The organism is Streptomyces sp. H27-H5 (assembly GCF_026627505.1).
Classification (GTDB): domain Bacteria; phylum Actinomycetota; class Actinomycetes; order Streptomycetales; family Streptomycetaceae; genus Streptomyces.
Genome location: NZ_JAPNLK010000016.1, coordinates 13,964 through 28,974 on the forward strand (window position 1 = coordinate 13,964; position 15,011 = coordinate 28,974).

Annotated in this window: 16 protein-coding genes and 1 pseudogene; 9 read left to right on the plus strand and 8 right to left on the minus strand. The window is 71.7% G+C overall.

Annotated features, from left to right (window positions below; genetic code table 11):
* Positions 1-23 precede the first annotated feature (23 nt).
* Positions 24-2,123 carry a xanthine dehydrogenase family protein molybdopterin-binding subunit gene (locus OTB19_RS10255; RefSeq protein ID WP_267797742.1) on the plus strand — a complete coding sequence of 700 codons (2,100 nt, stop codon included), beginning with the start codon at positions 24-26 and terminating at the stop codon, positions 2,121-2,123.
* Positions 2,124-2,208: 85 nt separating this feature from the next.
* Here the strand turns inward: OTB19_RS10255 and OTB19_RS10260 are convergent, their stop codons facing one another.
* Positions 2,209-2,577, minus strand: coding sequence for a PRC-barrel domain-containing protein (locus OTB19_RS10260; RefSeq protein ID WP_267797743.1), 369 nt, complete (start codon positions 2,575-2,577; stop codon positions 2,209-2,211).
* Between the two features lie 264 nt (positions 2,578-2,841).
* Positions 2,842-3,531: a GNAT family N-acetyltransferase gene (locus tag OTB19_RS10265; protein WP_267797744.1), complete on the minus strand. Its 690-nt coding sequence runs from the start codon at positions 3,529-3,531 to the stop codon at positions 2,842-2,844.
* A 224-nt stretch (positions 3,532-3,755) separates the two neighbouring features.
* On the opposite strand from OTB19_RS10265, the gene OTB19_RS10270 reads away from it, so the two are divergent.
* From OTB19_RS10270 to OTB19_RS10285, 4 genes are all read left to right on the plus strand, one after another.
* Entirely contained in the window at positions 3,756-4,301 is a 546-nt protein-coding gene (locus tag OTB19_RS10270; protein WP_267797745.1) for a DM13 domain-containing protein, read from the plus strand.
* Between the two features lie 121 nt (positions 4,302-4,422).
* Positions 4,423-4,842: an SRPBCC family protein gene (locus OTB19_RS10275; protein WP_053682992.1), complete on the plus strand. Its 420-nt coding sequence runs from the start codon at positions 4,423-4,425 to the stop codon at positions 4,840-4,842.
* A 210-nt stretch (positions 4,843-5,052) separates the two neighbouring features.
* Positions 5,053-5,307, plus strand: a complete 255-nt coding sequence (locus tag OTB19_RS10280) for a hypothetical protein (protein ID WP_267797746.1) — start codon at positions 5,053-5,055, stop codon at positions 5,305-5,307.
* Between the two features lie 229 nt (positions 5,308-5,536).
* Positions 5,537-5,755 (plus strand): hypothetical protein, encoded by a 219-nt coding sequence (locus OTB19_RS10285; protein WP_267797747.1) that lies wholly within the window; start codon positions 5,537-5,539, stop codon positions 5,753-5,755.
* Positions 5,756-5,791: 36 nt separating this feature from the next.
* Here OTB19_RS10285 and OTB19_RS10290 read toward each other — a convergent pair whose 3' ends face one another.
* Complete coding sequence (locus tag OTB19_RS10290; RefSeq protein WP_267797748.1) at positions 5,792-6,583, minus strand: TIGR04222 domain-containing membrane protein; 792 nt, start codon at positions 6,581-6,583, stop codon at positions 5,792-5,794.
* Positions 6,584-7,506: 923 nt separating this feature from the next.
* Between OTB19_RS10290 and OTB19_RS10295 the strand changes: the two genes are divergently transcribed.
* Positions 7,507-9,393 (plus strand): ATP-binding cassette domain-containing protein, encoded by a 1,887-nt coding sequence (locus OTB19_RS10295; RefSeq protein ID WP_267797749.1) that lies wholly within the window; start codon positions 7,507-7,509, stop codon positions 9,391-9,393.
* A gap of 121 nt (positions 9,394-9,514) precedes the next feature.
* Here the strand turns inward: OTB19_RS10295 and OTB19_RS10300 are convergent, their stop codons facing one another.
* The 4 genes and pseudogenes from OTB19_RS10300 to OTB19_RS10315 all read right to left on the minus strand — a co-directional run bounded on the left by OTB19_RS10300 (position 9,515) and on the right by OTB19_RS10315 (position 12,970).
* Positions 9,515-9,889: an ArsR/SmtB family transcription factor gene (locus tag OTB19_RS10300; protein WP_267797750.1), complete on the minus strand. Its 375-nt coding sequence runs from the start codon at positions 9,887-9,889 to the stop codon at positions 9,515-9,517.
* Between the two features lie 174 nt (positions 9,890-10,063).
* On the minus strand, positions 10,064-10,438 hold the full coding sequence (locus OTB19_RS10305; RefSeq protein ID WP_267797751.1) for a hypothetical protein: 375 nt from the start codon (positions 10,436-10,438) through the stop codon (positions 10,064-10,066).
* Positions 10,439-10,607: 169 nt separating this feature from the next.
* Positions 10,608-11,327: an intradiol ring-cleavage dioxygenase gene (locus OTB19_RS10310; RefSeq protein WP_267797752.1), complete on the minus strand. Its 720-nt coding sequence runs from the start codon at positions 11,325-11,327 to the stop codon at positions 10,608-10,610.
* A gap of 251 nt (positions 11,328-11,578) precedes the next feature.
* Positions 11,579-12,970, minus strand: a pseudogene (locus OTB19_RS10315) (SpoIIE family protein phosphatase).
* A gap of 84 nt (positions 12,971-13,054) precedes the next feature.
* Here OTB19_RS10315 and OTB19_RS10320 point away from each other — a divergent pair.
* From OTB19_RS10320 to OTB19_RS10330, 3 genes are all read left to right on the plus strand, one after another.
* On the plus strand, positions 13,055-13,279 hold the full coding sequence (locus OTB19_RS10320; protein WP_324289628.1) for a hypothetical protein: 225 nt from the start codon (positions 13,055-13,057) through the stop codon (positions 13,277-13,279).
* A 63-nt stretch (positions 13,280-13,342) separates the two neighbouring features.
* Entirely contained in the window at positions 13,343-13,633 is a 291-nt protein-coding gene (locus OTB19_RS10325) for an ATP-binding protein (protein ID WP_420716825.1), read from the plus strand.
* 98 nt (positions 13,634-13,731) lie between these two features.
* A complete protein-coding gene (locus OTB19_RS10330; protein ID WP_267797753.1) occupies positions 13,732-14,529 on the plus strand; it encodes a hypothetical protein in 798 nt (265 codons plus the stop codon).
* Between the two features lie 95 nt (positions 14,530-14,624).
* Here the strand turns inward: OTB19_RS10330 and OTB19_RS10335 are convergent, their stop codons facing one another.
* Positions 14,625-14,975: a hypothetical protein gene (locus tag OTB19_RS10335; protein ID WP_267797754.1), complete on the minus strand. Its 351-nt coding sequence runs from the start codon at positions 14,973-14,975 to the stop codon at positions 14,625-14,627.
* Between the last annotated feature and the right edge of the window lie 36 nt (positions 14,976-15,011).

Here is a 15,011-nt window from a genome sequence, read left to right on the forward strand (position 1 = left end):
ACCGATCAGGAGAGGCAACCGCCATGTGCCCCACCACCGCCCTCGGCAGCCCCGCTCCCCGGCGGGAGGGGCGCGAGAAGGTCACGGGAACCGCCCGCTACGCCGCCGAGCACACGCCGCCCCGCTGTGCCTACGCCTGGCCCGTGCCGGCCACCATCGTGCGCGGCCGCGTCACGGCCGTCGACGACAAGGCCGCCCTGGCCGTACCGGGCGTGATCGGTGTGCTGTCCCCGTACAACGCGCCCCGCCTGGGCCCGTCGGACGACCCGACCCTGCAACTGCTCCAGGACGCCCGGGTCCCCCACCGCGGCTGGTACGTGGCCGTCGCGGTCGCCGAGACGCTGGAGGGCGCGCGGGCGGCCGCGTCCGCGCTCCGGATCACCTACGAGAGCGATCCGCACGACGTCACCCTGACCGCCGACCACCCGGACGCCTACACCCCCGAGGAGGCGAACGGCGGCCACCCTGCCCACCGGGAGCAGGGCGATCCGGACGCGGCGCTGTCAGCGGCGCCCGTACAGGTCGATTGCGCCTACGCGGTGGCGCCGCTGCACAACCACCCCATGGAACCGCACGCGGCGACCGCCGACTGGGACGCCGGCCGCGGACACCTGACCGTCCACGATTCCTGTCAGGGGGGCGGTGCGGTGCGGTCGGCGCTGGCCGGCTTGTTCGCGCTGCCCGAGGAGGACGTCACCGTCGTCTCCGAGCACGTGGGCGGCGGGTTCGGCTCCAAGGGCACGCCGCGCCCGCACGTGGTCCTGGCCGCGATGGCCGCGCGCCACTGCGACCGGCCCGTCAAGCTCTCCCTTCCGCGCGGGCACCTGCCCGCGACGGTCGGTCACCGCGCGCCGACCCTGCACCGGATCCGGCTGGGCGCCCGCGCGGACGGCACCCTCACCGCGCTGACGCACGAGGTCACCACCCACACCTCCCGCGTCCGCGAGTTCGTGGAACAGGCGGCCGTGCCGGCCCGTGTCATGTATGCGGTACCGGATGTGCGCACCACTCACCGCGCCGTCGCCCTGGACGTGCCCACTCCGTCCTGGATGCGGGCGCCCGGGGAGGCGCCGGGCATGTACGCGCTGGAGTCGGCGATGGACGAGCTGGCCGACGCGCTCGGCATGGACCCGGTGGAGCTGCGTCTGCGCAACGAGCCCCCGACGGAGCCCGACAGCGGTCGTCCCTTCAGCAGCCGTCACCTGGTGGAGTGTCTGCGCGAGGGCGCCGAGCGGTTCGGCTGGGCCGGGCGCGGCGCTCCGTACCGGGACGGGCCGTTCCTTGTCGGGACGGGCGTCGCCGCGGCCACCTATCCCGTACTCGTCGCGCCCTCGACCGCCCGCGCGCACGCCCGCCCCGACGGTGGGTACCTCGTCGAGGTCAACGCCACCGACATCGGAACGGGAGCCCGTACGGTGCTGGCCCAGGTGGCCGCCGATGCCCTGGGGGTGCCGCTCGACTCCGTGTCGATCGCCATCGGGCACACGGGGCTGCCCGCCGCCCCGCTCGCCGGCGGTTCCTCGGGCACCGCCTCGTGGGGGTGGGCCGTGCACGACGCCTGCGCGGCCCTGACCGCGCGGCTGGAGCGGCACCGGGGTGCGCTGCCGGACGAGGGGTTGTCCGCGTCGGCGGACACCACGCAGTCGGCCAAGCAGAAGTCCCCGTACGCCCGGCACGCTTTCGGCGCGCACTTCGCCGAGGTACGGGTCGACACGGTCACCGGGGAGGTTCGGGTGCGCCGTCTGCTGGGTGTCTTCGCGGCGGGGCACATCCTCAACCCGCGTACGGCGCGTTCCCAGTTCAAGGGCGGCATGGTCATGGGGATCGGCATGGCGTTGACCGAACACAGCACCGTGGACGCGGCGTTCGGCGATTTCGCCGAGCGGGACCTGGCCGGTTACCACGTGCCGGCGCACGCCGACGTGCCGGTCCTGGAGGCGCACTGGATCGACGAACACGACAAGCACCTCAATCCGATGGGCAGCAAGGGCATCGGCGAGATCGGAATCGTCGGGACGGCGGCCGCCATCGGGAACGCCGTGAGTCACGCCACGGGTCGGCGTCTGCGCGAGCTTCCCTTGACGCCGGACCGCGTCCTGTCAGCGCTCGATCCACGGGACTGAGGCCGGCTCCCGGCGCACGTGTGGGGGCGTCCACCCTCCACGGGGTGGACGCCCCCCACACGTGCGTTCGCGGGCCGGGCCGGCTTCAGGCGGGTCGGCCGCCGAAGGGGGCGCCGGTGCCGTAGTACGTACCCAGCTGTTCGTTGTAGCCGGCGTCGCCGAGGTGCTTGTCGCTGTGGAACTCGGGAGCGTTCTTGATCTGCTCCTTGGTCCGGTCGACATGGATCTTCCGCTCCTCCACGTCGATCCGGCTGATCGTCCCGGCCGGCAGGAGGACCTCCTTGCCGAAGATCCAGGGACCGGTGTCGACCACGAGGTACGAGGAACCGACCTCGTCGGAGTGCTTGTCCACCTTGCCGATGGAACCGTCCGCGGCCTCGACCTTGTAACCCGTCAGGTCGGCACCGGCCGTTCGGCCGGACGTCTCGCGGTAACCCCACACGTTGTCGGACATGAGAACAACTCCTTCACACTCGTCGGTGGCGACGGCCGCTTCCCTCCCGGAACCCACAAGGTCGTCGAGGCTCTCGAAGCCCGCGAACGATGGGAACCGGGGAGGCGCGGATCCGCCGAAAGGACGCCTGCCCGCAAAGATCCGATCCACACGGGTGGAAAGCCCGACGCCCTGCCGGCCCGACCGTCCGTCCGTGTCGCGTGGCCTCAGGGAGGGGTGTCCCACCTGCGGTGGTGACGAAGTGCGTCGTGCAACGGGGCGGGTTCAGCCCTCGGTCGGAACGGAGGCGGGTCGGGCGAGCTCGTGATCGGGTTCGGAGCCGGGAACGCGCCACATCGGCCAGAGGGTCGGTCCGCCGCCCGGCAGGTGGATCTCGCCGGTGACGCGGAACCCGAACTTCTCGTAGAAGGGGACGTTCGAGGGCTTGCTGGACTCCAGGTAGGCCGGTTCGCCGAGTCGGTCGCAGTGGGCCAACTGCTCGCGTACGAGGGCCGAACCGACTCCCGTGCCCTGGAACGCCGGGTCGGTTCCCAGGGTGGGCAGGTACCAGTGGGGTCCTTCGGGGTGGCTTTCGTGCAGGGTGTTCTCCACCTCGGCCGCTCGTCGCAATCCTCGTGCGCCGAACGTGCGCGCGTAGCCGGGAAGGGCCGCCAGTTCCCGCGCCGCGGAGGGCTGCCAGCGGCCCGGGCCCGACCAGAGCGCGGCGGCCAGCAGTTCGCCGTCGCGGGTGGCCGCCACGCGGACGGCGCCGGCGCGCGGACGTTGCTGCCGCGAGATCAGCTTGAAGAAGCGGGCGGTCCTGCGCGCCCGATGGGACGGTTCGGGGAACATCCAGACCATGACCGGGTCGTCGGCGAAGGACCGGGCCAGGAGCGCGGCAACCGCGCCCGATTCGGCGGGGCGCGCGCACCGGATCCCGTACCCGGCGGACGGCAGCACTGTACGTACGTTCATGGGGCCACGGTAGGCAGTGCGACCGGGCCCATCCCGCCGCGCCTCGACGGACACGCCGGTCATGCCTGCCGGACGGCCCCACGGCCCGTCGACCGAGGGGTCAAGGCCGCGGCCCGAGGTCCTCACGTAAGGATTTCGTCATCACCGCGGACGCGCCGGGCGGGCCCTCCATCGCATTGAATGCGGTGGTACCGATCAACAGTGATCACGACGAGGGAGCGGCAGTGGGAGACAGGAAGCGGCGCGGACGGCTGATCGCCGGGGCAGTGATCGTGGCCGGGGCGGTGCTGGGGATCGGGTTGTACTGGCTCCAGCCGTGGAAGCTGTGGCAGAACGAGACCGTCAGCGAGGCGCTCCCGACGGCGGGCCCCGCGGACTCCGCGGCCCCCGCCGCCGGTTCCGGTCCCGCCCCCGTTCCACGCACCCTCGCCCAGGGCTCGCTGATCAGCCACGAGCACACCACCACGGGTACGGCGAGGCTCATCCGCCTCCCCGATGGATCCCGCACGCTCCGCCTGGAGAACCTCGACACCAGCAACGGTCCGGACCTGCGGGTCTGGCTGACCGATGCCCCGGTCAAGGAGGGAGTGGGCGGCTGGCGCGTGTTCGATGACGGCAAGCACGTCAGCCTGGGCAAGCTCAAGGGCAACAAGGGCGACCAGAACTACGCGATCCCCGAAGGGCTGAACCTCTCCGACTACAGCAGCGTCACCATCTGGTGCGACCGCTTCGACGTCTCCTTCGGAGCAGCCGAACTGGTGCGCGCCTGAACGCTGTTGCACCCTGCCGCCGCACTCCACGCCCCGTGCGCCCCGCGCGCTCCGCGGTGAAACCGGATCTTCCGGGTAACGGAGGGGAGACCAGCCGCAACGCACGGAGGAGAAGAGAACCATGGCGTCTTCATTGCTCGAAGCGGTCGACATCAAGGCACCTGTCGCGGTGAGTTGGGCGCTCTGGAAGGACGTCGAGCGTTGGCCGTCGTTCCTCAGCCATGTCAAGCACGTCGAGCGCATCGACTCGCGCACGTTCGCCTGGCAGGTGTCCCTGCCGGGCGCGGACAAGAGCTTCGTGGCAGAACTCACCGAGGTCATTCCGCAGGAACGCATCGCCTGGCGTACGACCGAGGGCGTCCACCACGCGGGTGTGGTCACCTTCCACCGCCTCAGCGACACGGAGAGCCGGGTCACGCTCCAGATCGAGTACGACCCCAAGGGTTTCGTGGAGCGTCTGGGCGCGCTCACCAACCTCGACTCGACCCTGGCCAACTACGACTTGGGCGAGTTCCAGCGGATGGCCGAGCAAGGGGCCTGAGCCTGACCGAACGAGGGCGCCCCCGGCCCCCCGGTACACGCCCGACCGTGCCGCGAATGTGCCCGTCCGGAGTAGAGGAGTACCGATACTTCAGGTCGGACGTCGGGCCATTGGGGTGATCCGCCATTGCCTGTAGGACGCTTGGAGCGTTCTCGGGTCGGACGCGGCACCCTTCGTGACCGCGTCGTTCCGAGATCCATGGGAGTCATCATGCGTATGCGTTCCGCTCTGACCGCGACCGTTCTCGCCGCCGGCATTCTGCTGGGTGGTGCCGGGGCCGCGCTGGCGAACGGCGGGGGCGGCGAGGGAGAGTACTTCTCCGGAGGCGCGTCGCGGTTCCAGTCCGACTGCTCCTCGGCCGCGGCGATTCCGGCGCGTGTCGGACCGGTCTTCACCCAGGCGTGTGCGGTCGAGGCCGAGCGCGAGCACGCCGAGTTCGGCCACTTCACCGGCTTCGGTCACTGACCCACGAGCATTCCGGGGGCCCTGCCGACGGCGGGGCCCTCGACTTGTACACCCGCACACCGATCTTGCCCGCGCGTCCCGGGCGCACCGAAGGCCAGCTCACCATGAGTGACGACGCGGTCACCGTGAAGCACACCGGTCCCCTGTTCCGCGCGAACCACCGCCACCGGCAGCGGGCGGGGTGACCTCCCGGCGTGCCGGCGGGAGCGCTCCCCCGCACCCTGGAGACATGGCAACAGACGGACTGCGCGTGATCGTGGACCCGCCCGACGAACACGGCGGACGCCGGGTCCTCATCGACGGAAAGATCCTCGGTACCGCCCTGGGACCCGCCGATGTGCTCGAATTCCTGCGCCGGGCCGGACTCGACCCCGACGAGGTCGCCCCCTACGGGGCGGGCCTCATCGAATGGCAAGGGGGCGGCCCCGCGGAATGGGGCGCACGCTAGGTCGTCTCCGTCCAGGAAGTGCGCGGCAGCGGTCGATCACGTCCCGCCGTCAGCCGTGGATCGCCCTTCGTCCCGGCCGGCGCTCCGCGACTGCCGCCGCAGCATCTCCTCCGTGACGCCCGCCGCCCCGTACGCGGCGACGAGGTGCACCATCGAGGTCGTGTGGGGGTGCTCCCTCTCGAACTCCCCCACCGCTCGCCGCCCGGCGTCCGTCACTCGATCCCACCGGGTGGGGCGCCGCTGAAAGCCCACGACGATGCCCACGAACGCAACGAGCACGGTCAAGAGACTCCCGGGCCGTGCAAAGGCATCCGGATCCGCCCCCAGCAGGGTCGCGGGCACGATCAGCACGGAGAGCAGCGCCGGCAGGCATCCCACCACCTGGCCGCCGGCCCACGCCGTGAGGACCCGGAGGGTGCGCGGCGACACCGACAGCCCGCGCTCGGCAAGCGAGTTGCCGAGCTCCCGTACGGCCGGCCCGCGTGCGATCGCGCGATGCAGGGCGGGCCCGCGGCTCGTGCGGGCCGACACCCGCAGTACGTCCCGCTCGATCGCGTTGCGGGCGACCGCCGCACGGCCCACCGTGACGCGGTCGTCGCGCTGACCGGCGACGAGCAGCCGACCGTCCTCGTACATTCCCGCCAGCGCCGCGTTCACGGCCCGGCCGGGGCCCCCGCGCAGGTAGGCCGCCTCCAAGGCGTCCCGGACACCGCCGTCCGCGCCCGCCACCGGACTCGGGCCGGGCAGCTTGGCCGACCGGACGATCAGCAGCACGGACGAGACGATGACGGCCACGTGGATCGCCAGGAGGAACACGGTCGTGTTCATCGGTCGACGCCGTTCCGCCGATCCCCCGACACGCTCCGTGATCGGCGCGGGCCGCTCGTCCGACCTGTTGCTCGACTCATGACTCTCCCCCGTCGCAAGCGGCCCACGATGCGGCCCGGCGCCCTGAGCGGCGCACAGGGGTGATGACCGTCCGCGGGGCACTCGAATCCTTCAACCAGCATGCCCAGAGCAGGATTTGAGGTTGTGTCAGCGACTCGCCGACAGAGGTGGGTACCGTCGCGTTCAAGGCACTCGACATGGTCCGCACATGTGCGATCCGCCCGAATCCGGGCGATGTCCGGACGGTCAGCCGTGGATGTCGGCAGAGAACCGCGCACGCCCCGGCGGTCATCGCAGTGCGACGAGCAGGGGCCGCCGCGATGGTCCCGCCTTCCGGCCGCCGCGTACGCAGCCGGTGCCCGTCTGGTGGCTGTTCTGGTGCTTCTGAGCAACGGCCCGCTGGTGGCCTTCCTGGTTTCCGACGACGCGCGCCGGATCACCGGGGACGTCATGCTCGCTTCCGGCGGGATGCGCTGACGCCCCTGCCGGGCCAGCGCCCCTGACCTGCGGGAGCCGGTGCGCTTCGGGGGCCGGGGCGTCCCGTACCACGCGGGCTCTTCGGGGCCGCAAGCCCTTTCCGGGGACGCGACCCCCGTACCCGCCGATTCCGGCCAACCTCTCCCCCGCCGCCGCCCGGCAGCCCGACGGCACCCGAACACGATCAGCTGCCACACCAAGGGGACCGTCCCCGCGAGGTCGGCCAGATCCCGCTGCTCCGGCCGCCGGCCTGCGCTGTACTCACTCCCTCCAGTTCCCCGCGACCACGCGACCGCCCCGCCGCACACCGCGGCGACGGGTCGGCTTTCCGTGCGCGGACGCGGACGAACCGGCCTCCAAGTCAACCTGGTTGAAGGGGAATCGAGATGTCCGAGCAGCAGGTCGAGACAGAGAAAACCGCCGCGCCACCGGCTCCTCCGGAGTTCACGTACACCTGGGGTCGGCACAACGAGACCATGGAGGCGCTGTCGCTCGGGCAGATGGCGCACCGCGTTCCCTCCGCCCTCCGGCAGACCGCACGACTCGCCCTCGCCGTCAACCGCGCCGCCTTCCACGTGCTGATCGCCGCCCAGGTCCTGGGCGGGATCTGCACGGCGGCCGCCCTCGCGGCGGTCTCCCGCGCGATGGTGCCGCTCCTGGCGGGCGACGGCGTCCGGGATCGGATCACGGAGGCGTTCTGGCCCCTGGTCGTCGCCGCGGCGATGACCGCGCTCGGCGCGCTGGCCTCGCTCGCCTCCGGCAGCGCGGCCCGTCGTCTCAACCCCGGCATGGCCACCCTCGCCGACCTCGCGATGGTCGACGCGCACATGGACGTCGAGCTCGCCGCCTACGACGCTCCGGACTTCACCGAGCGCTCGGAGGCCGCCGAGACCGGATCCGCCCGCTCCGCCATGCTCCTCCAGGATGCCCTCGGGTTCACCGGTGGCCTGATCGACATGGTCGCCGTGGCGTCGGTGCTCGCCGTGGTCCATCCCGTCCTGCTGCCGCTGCTCCTGCTGTCGGTGGTGCCCCGCGGGCTCGGATCGGTGTACGCCGCCCGCCTCGACTACCGCCTCCACAACCAGACGATCGCCTCCCGCAACATCAAGCACATGATGCGCTGGCACCTCACCACCCCGAAGCTCGCCGACGAGCTGCGCGGCAACGGCATGCGGCCGTACGCCCACCACTGGTACGCGGCCGTCTGTGAGCGGATCGACTCCAGGATGGTCGGTTCGGCGCCCCGCTACCTCGTGGTCCACCTGATCGCCGCCACGGCTTCCGGTGTCTTCGTCGTGGCGACCTACGGGGCGCTGGCCGGGCTCGTCGTCGGCGGGTACATGGCCCTCGCGGCCGCCGGCACGGCGATCGTGGCCATGCGGACGTCCACCGCGGCCCTCTCGCAGCTCGTCGTCTACGGGGCGGCCATGTTCCAGCACGCGCTCTACCTCGGTGACTACACCGCCTTCGTCGAGGAGGCCGCCGAGAAGTCCGGGCCGCGCGGGCCACAGGTGATGGAGGCCGCGCCGGAGAAGATCCGGCTGGAGGAGGCCGGTTACACCTACCCCGGCAAGGACAGCCCGGCGCTCGGGCCGATCTCCCTCACCCTGTCGCGGGGCGAGGTGGTCGCCGTGATCGGGGAGAACGGTGCGGGCAAGTCCACGCTGATCCGGCTGCTGACCTCACTGACGGCCCCGACCTCCGGCACCGTCGCCTGGGACGGCGTGCCGACCTCCGACGCCGACCAGCGCACCGCCTGGCAACACGTCGGCCTCGTCACCCAGTCGTACGGGCACTGGCCGTTCTCCGCGCGGGAGAACATCACGCTCGGCCGGCCCGACCCGCGCGGCGAGCGGGCCGTCTGGGACGCCCTGGACGCCGTGGGCATGCGGACGGCCGTCGAGGAGTTCCCGAACGGTCTGGACACCCTTTTGGCCCGCTCGTTCTGGGGCGGCCACGAGCCCTCCGGCGGTCAGTGGCAACGTCTGGCGTGTGGGCGGGCGTTCCACAGGAGGCCGGGCCTGCTGGTCATGGACGAGCCGACGAGCGCGATGGATCCGCGCGGGGAGCACATGGTGTTCTCGGGCCTGCGGGAGATGAAGCAGGACCGGATCACGGTGATCGTCACCCACCGGTTGGAGAACTGCCGGCTGGCGGACCGCATCGTCGTCCTGGACGGCGGCCGGATCGTGGAACAGGGTTCCTTCGACGAGCTCGCGAACCTGGAAGGGGGCCGGTTCAACGAGTTGTACGCGCTCTCCCTGGACCGCTGACATCGTGAGGTCTCGCTCCGGGGTCCGCGAGGCGGGAGCCTGACGCCGCCCGTGTTCCGAGCCGCCACGGTGCGGCGGACGGAGCACGGGCGGTACCCCTTCCTCGCCCTCGCCCGGCCGGTCAGGGGCGGCCGGTGTCCGCGACCGCTCCCGCCCGGCTTGGCTCCGGTGTCGACTGCCTCAGTTCGGCGAGGAGTTCGCTCTGGCCCACCAGCAGCTCGGTCAGGATGCGGCGCGCCGCGCGGAGGAGTTCGGCGACGTCACCGCCGGCCAGGGCGTAGCTGACGGTGGACCCGTCGCGAATGGAGACGACGATGCCCGAGCGACGCAGGACGCCGAGTTGTTGGGAGAGGTTGGAGGCCTCTATGTCGATCTCGGCCAGGAGTTCGCGTACGGGCATCGGTCCGCTCTGCAGGAGTTCGAGGACGCGGATACGGACGGGGTGCCCGAGCATCCGGAAGAACTCGGCCTTCGCCTGGTACAGAGGGACCTGCATTCCCACGAATGCTCCTGCTGTCGAGGGGACATGAGGGCGGCCGGCGGTGCGACCCGCCGGTCTCCAGCCTTCCGCCCGGCGGGCCCACGCGCGCCACGTATGAACGGTTTCGGATGTGCCGAGTTGAAGACTTCTTCAACTCGTCGGCATGCGTGGGCCCTTGAACATCGCGGTCTAGAGCTCCAGCGCTTCCTCGATGCGCTTGAGCTGGTGGCGGGCCATGGCCAGGTTGGAGTTGCGCTTGTCGAGGACGACGTACAGGAACAGACCGGTGGTCCCGCGGCCCTTCAGCAGCCGGATCAGGTGGTACTGGCTGCCGAGGGTGATGAGCAGGTCCTCGATGTCGTCCTGTAAACCCAGCATCTCCATGGTGCGGTTCTTCGCACGGATGACGTCCGTGTTGCCGGCGGCGGCGACCAACAGGTCAAGGTCCTTCCCGCCGCCCAGTGTTCCCAGAGCCATGCCGCTGGTGTAGTCGACCAGCGCGACACCCAGCGCACCCTCGATCGAGGCCATCGTCTCCTTCAAGGAGACTTCCACATTCGCCATCGTCGCCCACTCCCTCACTGCTCTTCGCCGATGCGTCGACGCCCGGCACCCCCGTGGTCGCCCACCGCGGATCCGGGCCGTTTGCGCTCACCACGCTAGTGATCGTTCGCGGCGACGGGAGCGGAACGGAGCGTTTGGCGCGATTTCCCCCTTCACCCCGGTCCGCGGTTCAGCGCAGACCGATGGTGAACGAGGCGCGGTAGCCGGCCCCGTCGGCGACCGGGCCGAGCGTCAGGAGCTTTCCCTTGGCCGCGAAGCGGTCGTCACGGGTGTTGGGGTGGCCCGGGGCCTTGCGGCGGGAGTACGGGTCGCGCCGGTACACCTGCCGCAACAGGTCCTCGGGCAGGAACAGTTGAGTGGCGGCCTCCGTGCGCGCGTCGGGGTGCACCTTGACGTGGACGTGCGGGGCGATGTGCGCGTACCAGCCGGGCACGATCGTCCGGAAGGACACCTTGCCGGAGGCGTCAGTGCGCTGGGTGCCGCGCAGGAACGTGGCCCCGTCGGCCGAGTACTTCCCGAGGGCGTCGGCCTGCCAGACGTCCACGGCGATGCCGGTTAGGGGCCTGCATCCCCGCGCCGCGTGCACCACGGTCAGGTCCAGGTGCAGCGGCACGCCCCCGCGGTCCTCCACGATGTCCGAGCGGACCCGCGCGTCGGCCACGTAGTAGGGGCCTTCGCCGGACTCCGGCGACAGGACGCAGGCGGGAACGGCCGCGGGCGCGGTGGCCGTGCCCACCGAGGCGGTGACCGGTACGGCCGTGACCCGGTCGGGCGACCCGGCCTTCGGCGTGCCGCCGGCACAGCCCGACGCGAGGGCCGCGACGCCGGCCGAACCGGCGGCCCGCAGGACCGCGCGACGGCTCGTCGAGGAAGGGTCGGAATCGGCCATGGGACACCCCCGGGACGTCACGGCGTCGTGGACGGCTCCACCCTGCCCCACCCCCGGCCCCGGCTCCCCCCGCCCCACTCGAAGAGCCACCCATACGCTGCACCGGCCCGCGCGGGACTGCGCCGTGCGGGTGACATCCCTACGGCTGCTCGGCCTGCTGCGGTGAGTGGTGCTCCGGGAAGAGGTGGTGCGCCGTGCGGGGCCGGGCGCACCCGTTCCATCGGTCGGTTGGATGCGGTCGGGAAGTTCGATCACGCGGTGTACCTGCCCCGGGTGTGGCCGTTCACCGCGCTCAGATGGGTGGTCCGGGGTGCGGTGATCGCGACGACGGCCATGTCGTCGTGGGCGCCGTCGCGCAGCCACTGGGAGGCGAGCATCTGGACGCGTTCGACGACGGCTTCGGCGGGCATGCCGGCGCATTCCGACAGGGCTCGCTTCAGGCGCTCGTCACCGAACAGTTCGTCGCCCGGCGGCCCTCCGCGGGCCTCGGTGAATCCGTCGGTGTACAGCAGGCAGGTCTCGCCGGGGTTCAGAACGACCTCGACGGTGTGTGCCTCGATCGCACACGTCTCCGAGGACCACCAGTGAGGCTTCGCCCTCGCTGCTGCCGGGGTGGATGTCGTAGAAGTCGCCTCCCACCCGCTCACTGGCGCCGGCGGGCCGGTAGCCGCCGGCGAACTCCACCCCGTGGAGCTGCCGCAGCCGGGGAGGCAGCAGGTCGCGCATCAGGGTCCGGGTTATGGCGCTCTGCTCGCTGTAGAGCCGGGAGGCGGACAGGGCGGCGCCGGCCCGGGCCGCGAACAGCCGGGCGAACACCTCTTCGTTCTCGCTGAACTCGGCGCGGTCCGTGCCGCGGAGCAGGACCATGGCCCCGGCGGACACGCCGTGGCCGGGCAGGGGGGTGACGACGGCCGATCGGATCGGCCCGGTGAATCCGGACGGCAGGATCCAGTCGGGCAGGGTCGCGGGATCGATCCAGCGCGAGGGTACGGGCGGGAAGCCCTGCAGCGCCTCGCTGAGACCCGGGACCTGCTTGGGATCCGCCACGACCAGGGTGCGGGTGACGTCCTGGCCGGCGACGGCGTGGGCGATGGGCAGTCTGCGACCGGACGTCGGGGTGACCACGATCGCCACGTCCGCGAGGTACTCGGCGGCCAACTGCGCCGTCGCGTCCATGCACCTGTCGGAATTGAGCGAGGCCAGCAGGATGTTGGACGCCTCCGCGAGGAACCTGGTGCGTTCCCGTTCCGTGGCGAGGGCCTCTTCGGCGAGCCGCCGGTCCGTGTCGTCGACGAGCCACCACACCACGAGTTCGTCGTGACCCCGGGTCGCGTGGGCCTCGTAGCTCTGCGCCGAGATCCGCCCCGAGACGGACGGGAGGACCGAGACCTCCGAGGAGCCTCGGGTCGGGAGTCGGGTGTGGGCGATCAACTCCTCGTGGCCCCTGGCCAGCCAGGCGGGGACCACGTCGGCATGCTCGCCCCGGGCAATGCACCCTCCAGCAGGAGGGTGGCCGCGGAGTTGGCCTCCACGACGGTGCCGGCCTCGTCGGCCACGATCACGGGATAGGGGGCCAGGGCCCAGAGGTCGGATGGGGGGCGCCGTCGGGTCCTCGTGACGGAGATTCCCTCGGTAGAGGCCATGAAGGGGGGCCCGCCTACGGCGACCCTCACCACCTTCCCGCTCGACGAAAAATGCTTGCCTTCAGGCAACCATCCCGCAGCCGCGTGTCCCACAGCAACCCGCGCCCGGACGTCCCCCGTTCGAGGGAACGCCTCCGTTCCGCCGTTCTGCACGCCTTGCTCGACGCCCACACGGCCCATGAGAGGGCGGGGACGGTGCTCGTCCTGGCCGGCCCCCTGCACGTGTCGGTCCGCCGCCTGTTCGAAGTCACCGGAACGGGGCCGGCATTGCGCATGGCCGACAGCCTGGAGGCGGCGATCACGTGGTGAACGCCACCGCAGCGGCCGCCCGCGCCGTCGTCCGCGAACTGTTGGGGGTACGCGGGCATCGGCCTGGACAGCGTCACGGCCGCGGACGCACTCCTGGTGGCCTCCGAACTCGTCACCAACGCGATCCGCCACGGTGGCGGACTCACCGCCTTCCACACCGAGCTCACCGATCACGGACTGCGGCTCGCCGTCGGCGACCCGAGCCCCCGCCCGCCCGTCACTCGGCCCCGTACCGGCGAGCCGGGCCGGGCGGGCGGGTACGGATGGCCGCTCGTTCGTCGCCTGTCCGCGCAGGTCGACGTCCGCACGCACCCGCACGGCAAGACGATCACCGCGGTGCTGCGGCTCGTCTGAGGTGCTTCCGAGTCGCTTCCACCGAAGTCCCTCCCCGTTTCTTCCACCGCGACGGTCGCTCGCGCCGCGTTGTCAGCCGCGCGTGGCACACTCCGGCCATGTCGCTCGCTGATCTCACTCTCCCCGCATGGCGGTCCTTCGACCTGCCCACCGCTCGCCGTGTGGCCCACGAGGCCGCCGCACTGGTGAACGGCCGGGTGACGCTCGTCGAGACGACGACGCACCTCGGCGCCCCGCACCACCGGGTCCGGATCAAGTGGAGCGGGCAGGAGTTCGCCCTGATACCCGGCGGATCGGTGTCCCTGGGCTTCGACCTCGACACCTGGCGGCCGACACCGGCCCAGGCCGCCGACTACGCCCGGAGCCTGGAGCAGGGCTACGGTCACGGAGCCGATCTGCGGAGCCACCTCGCGCGGGTACTCAGTCCACGACGGACGGTTCGGGTGGCCACGCTGCTCATGGCCGTGGAGGACGAGGACCTCACCGAGCCCCCAGCAGACATGCCGGCCGTCCTCGCGGATCGCGGCCTGCGCATGCCGAGCCCCGACGAGTGGGAACACGCCTGTGGCGCCGGGGCCGACACCCTCTTCCGGTGGGGTGACGAGGTCCCTCTCGACCGCATCCCCTACGGTGACGACACCGGCCCCCAGAACCAACCGAACGCCTTCGGGCTGCGCATCGCCTACGACACCTACCGCACGGAACTGAGCAGCGACGTCACGGCGGTCCACGGCGGCGACGGGGGCGAGTCGGTCTGCGGCGGCTACGGAAGCATGCAGGCCTGGCTCCCCCTGGCCACGGCGAACCGGAACCCCTTCATGGCCGAGTTCGTGCACGGACCGGAGGGCGAGGGCCTCTTCGAGGACTTCTCCACCCGACCGGTCCTCGCTCTCTGAACCACCGTCGACCCGCTCCGCTCCGCGGTCGCGGCCCTCACCGGGACGGGTGCCCGTGAGGACCGCGACGGGGCCGCCGGCGGTCCGGTGGGCGGCTACGGGGCGGTGGCCGCCGCGGGGGCCTCGTCGAGTTCCCAGGCGTGGCGCTTGAACTCGCGCGCGAAGTCGGTGTGGTCCTCCCACTGGCGGGCGATGCCGCGCAGCACGTCCCAGTGGTGCTCGACCGCCTGGTCGATGACGCGGCGGACCGCGGGGTCCGCCGCGTCCCGCTGCCCGATGAGCGTCTTGGCCACGGATGCCTCCAGTGCCGCGTTGCGCAGCGCGCGCAGGGCGCGGGAGGTGTCGTCCATGGCGAAACCGTTGTCGCTGCCCGTCTCCTCGGCGAAGAGCGGGGTCAGCCGCGCCTCGATGAATGCGGTGATCCGCTCGAAGTAACGTACGTCCATCGGGGGCTCCATCTCGGTCGTCCTGGGGTGTCGTGT

What these genes read in the sequence shown, in the direction of transcription:
- OTB19_RS10265 (WP_267797744.1), bottom strand. Translation starts at nt 3,531, where the DNA reads ATGAACGTACGTACAGTGCTGCCGTCCGCCGGGTACGGGATCCGGTGC.
- OTB19_RS10300 (WP_267797750.1), bottom strand. Translation starts at nt 9,889, where the DNA reads ATGCAGGTCCCTCTGTACCAGGCGAAGGCCGAGTTCTTCCGGATGCTC.
- OTB19_RS10290 (WP_267797748.1), bottom strand. Translation starts at nt 6,583, where the DNA reads ATGAACACGACCGTGTTCCTCCTGGCGATCCACGTGGCCGTCATCGTC.
- OTB19_RS10335 (WP_267797754.1), bottom strand. Translation starts at nt 14,975, where the DNA reads ATGGACGTACGTTACTTCGAGCGGATCACCGCATTCATCGAGGCGCGG.
- OTB19_RS10295 (WP_267797749.1), top strand. Translation starts at nt 7,507, where the DNA reads ATGTCCGAGCAGCAGGTCGAGACAGAGAAAACCGCCGCGCCACCGGCT.
- OTB19_RS10260 (WP_267797743.1), bottom strand. Translation starts at nt 2,577, where the DNA reads ATGTCCGACAACGTGTGGGGTTACCGCGAGACGTCCGGCCGAACGGCC.
- OTB19_RS10255 (WP_267797742.1), top strand. Translation starts at nt 24, where the DNA reads ATGTGCCCCACCACCGCCCTCGGCAGCCCCGCTCCCCGGCGGGAGGGG.
- OTB19_RS10275 (WP_053682992.1), top strand. Translation starts at nt 4,423, where the DNA reads ATGGCGTCTTCATTGCTCGAAGCGGTCGACATCAAGGCACCTGTCGCG.
- OTB19_RS10280 (WP_267797746.1), top strand. Translation starts at nt 5,053, where the DNA reads ATGCGTATGCGTTCCGCTCTGACCGCGACCGTTCTCGCCGCCGGCATT.
- OTB19_RS10285 (WP_267797747.1), top strand. Translation starts at nt 5,537, where the DNA reads ATGGCAACAGACGGACTGCGCGTGATCGTGGACCCGCCCGACGAACAC.
- OTB19_RS10305 (WP_267797751.1), bottom strand. Translation starts at nt 10,438, where the DNA reads ATGGCGAATGTGGAAGTCTCCTTGAAGGAGACGATGGCCTCGATCGAG.
- OTB19_RS10310 (WP_267797752.1), bottom strand. Translation starts at nt 11,327, where the DNA reads ATGGCCGATTCCGACCCTTCCTCGACGAGCCGTCGCGCGGTCCTGCGG.
- OTB19_RS10330 (WP_267797753.1), top strand. Translation starts at nt 13,732, where the DNA reads ATGTCGCTCGCTGATCTCACTCTCCCCGCATGGCGGTCCTTCGACCTG.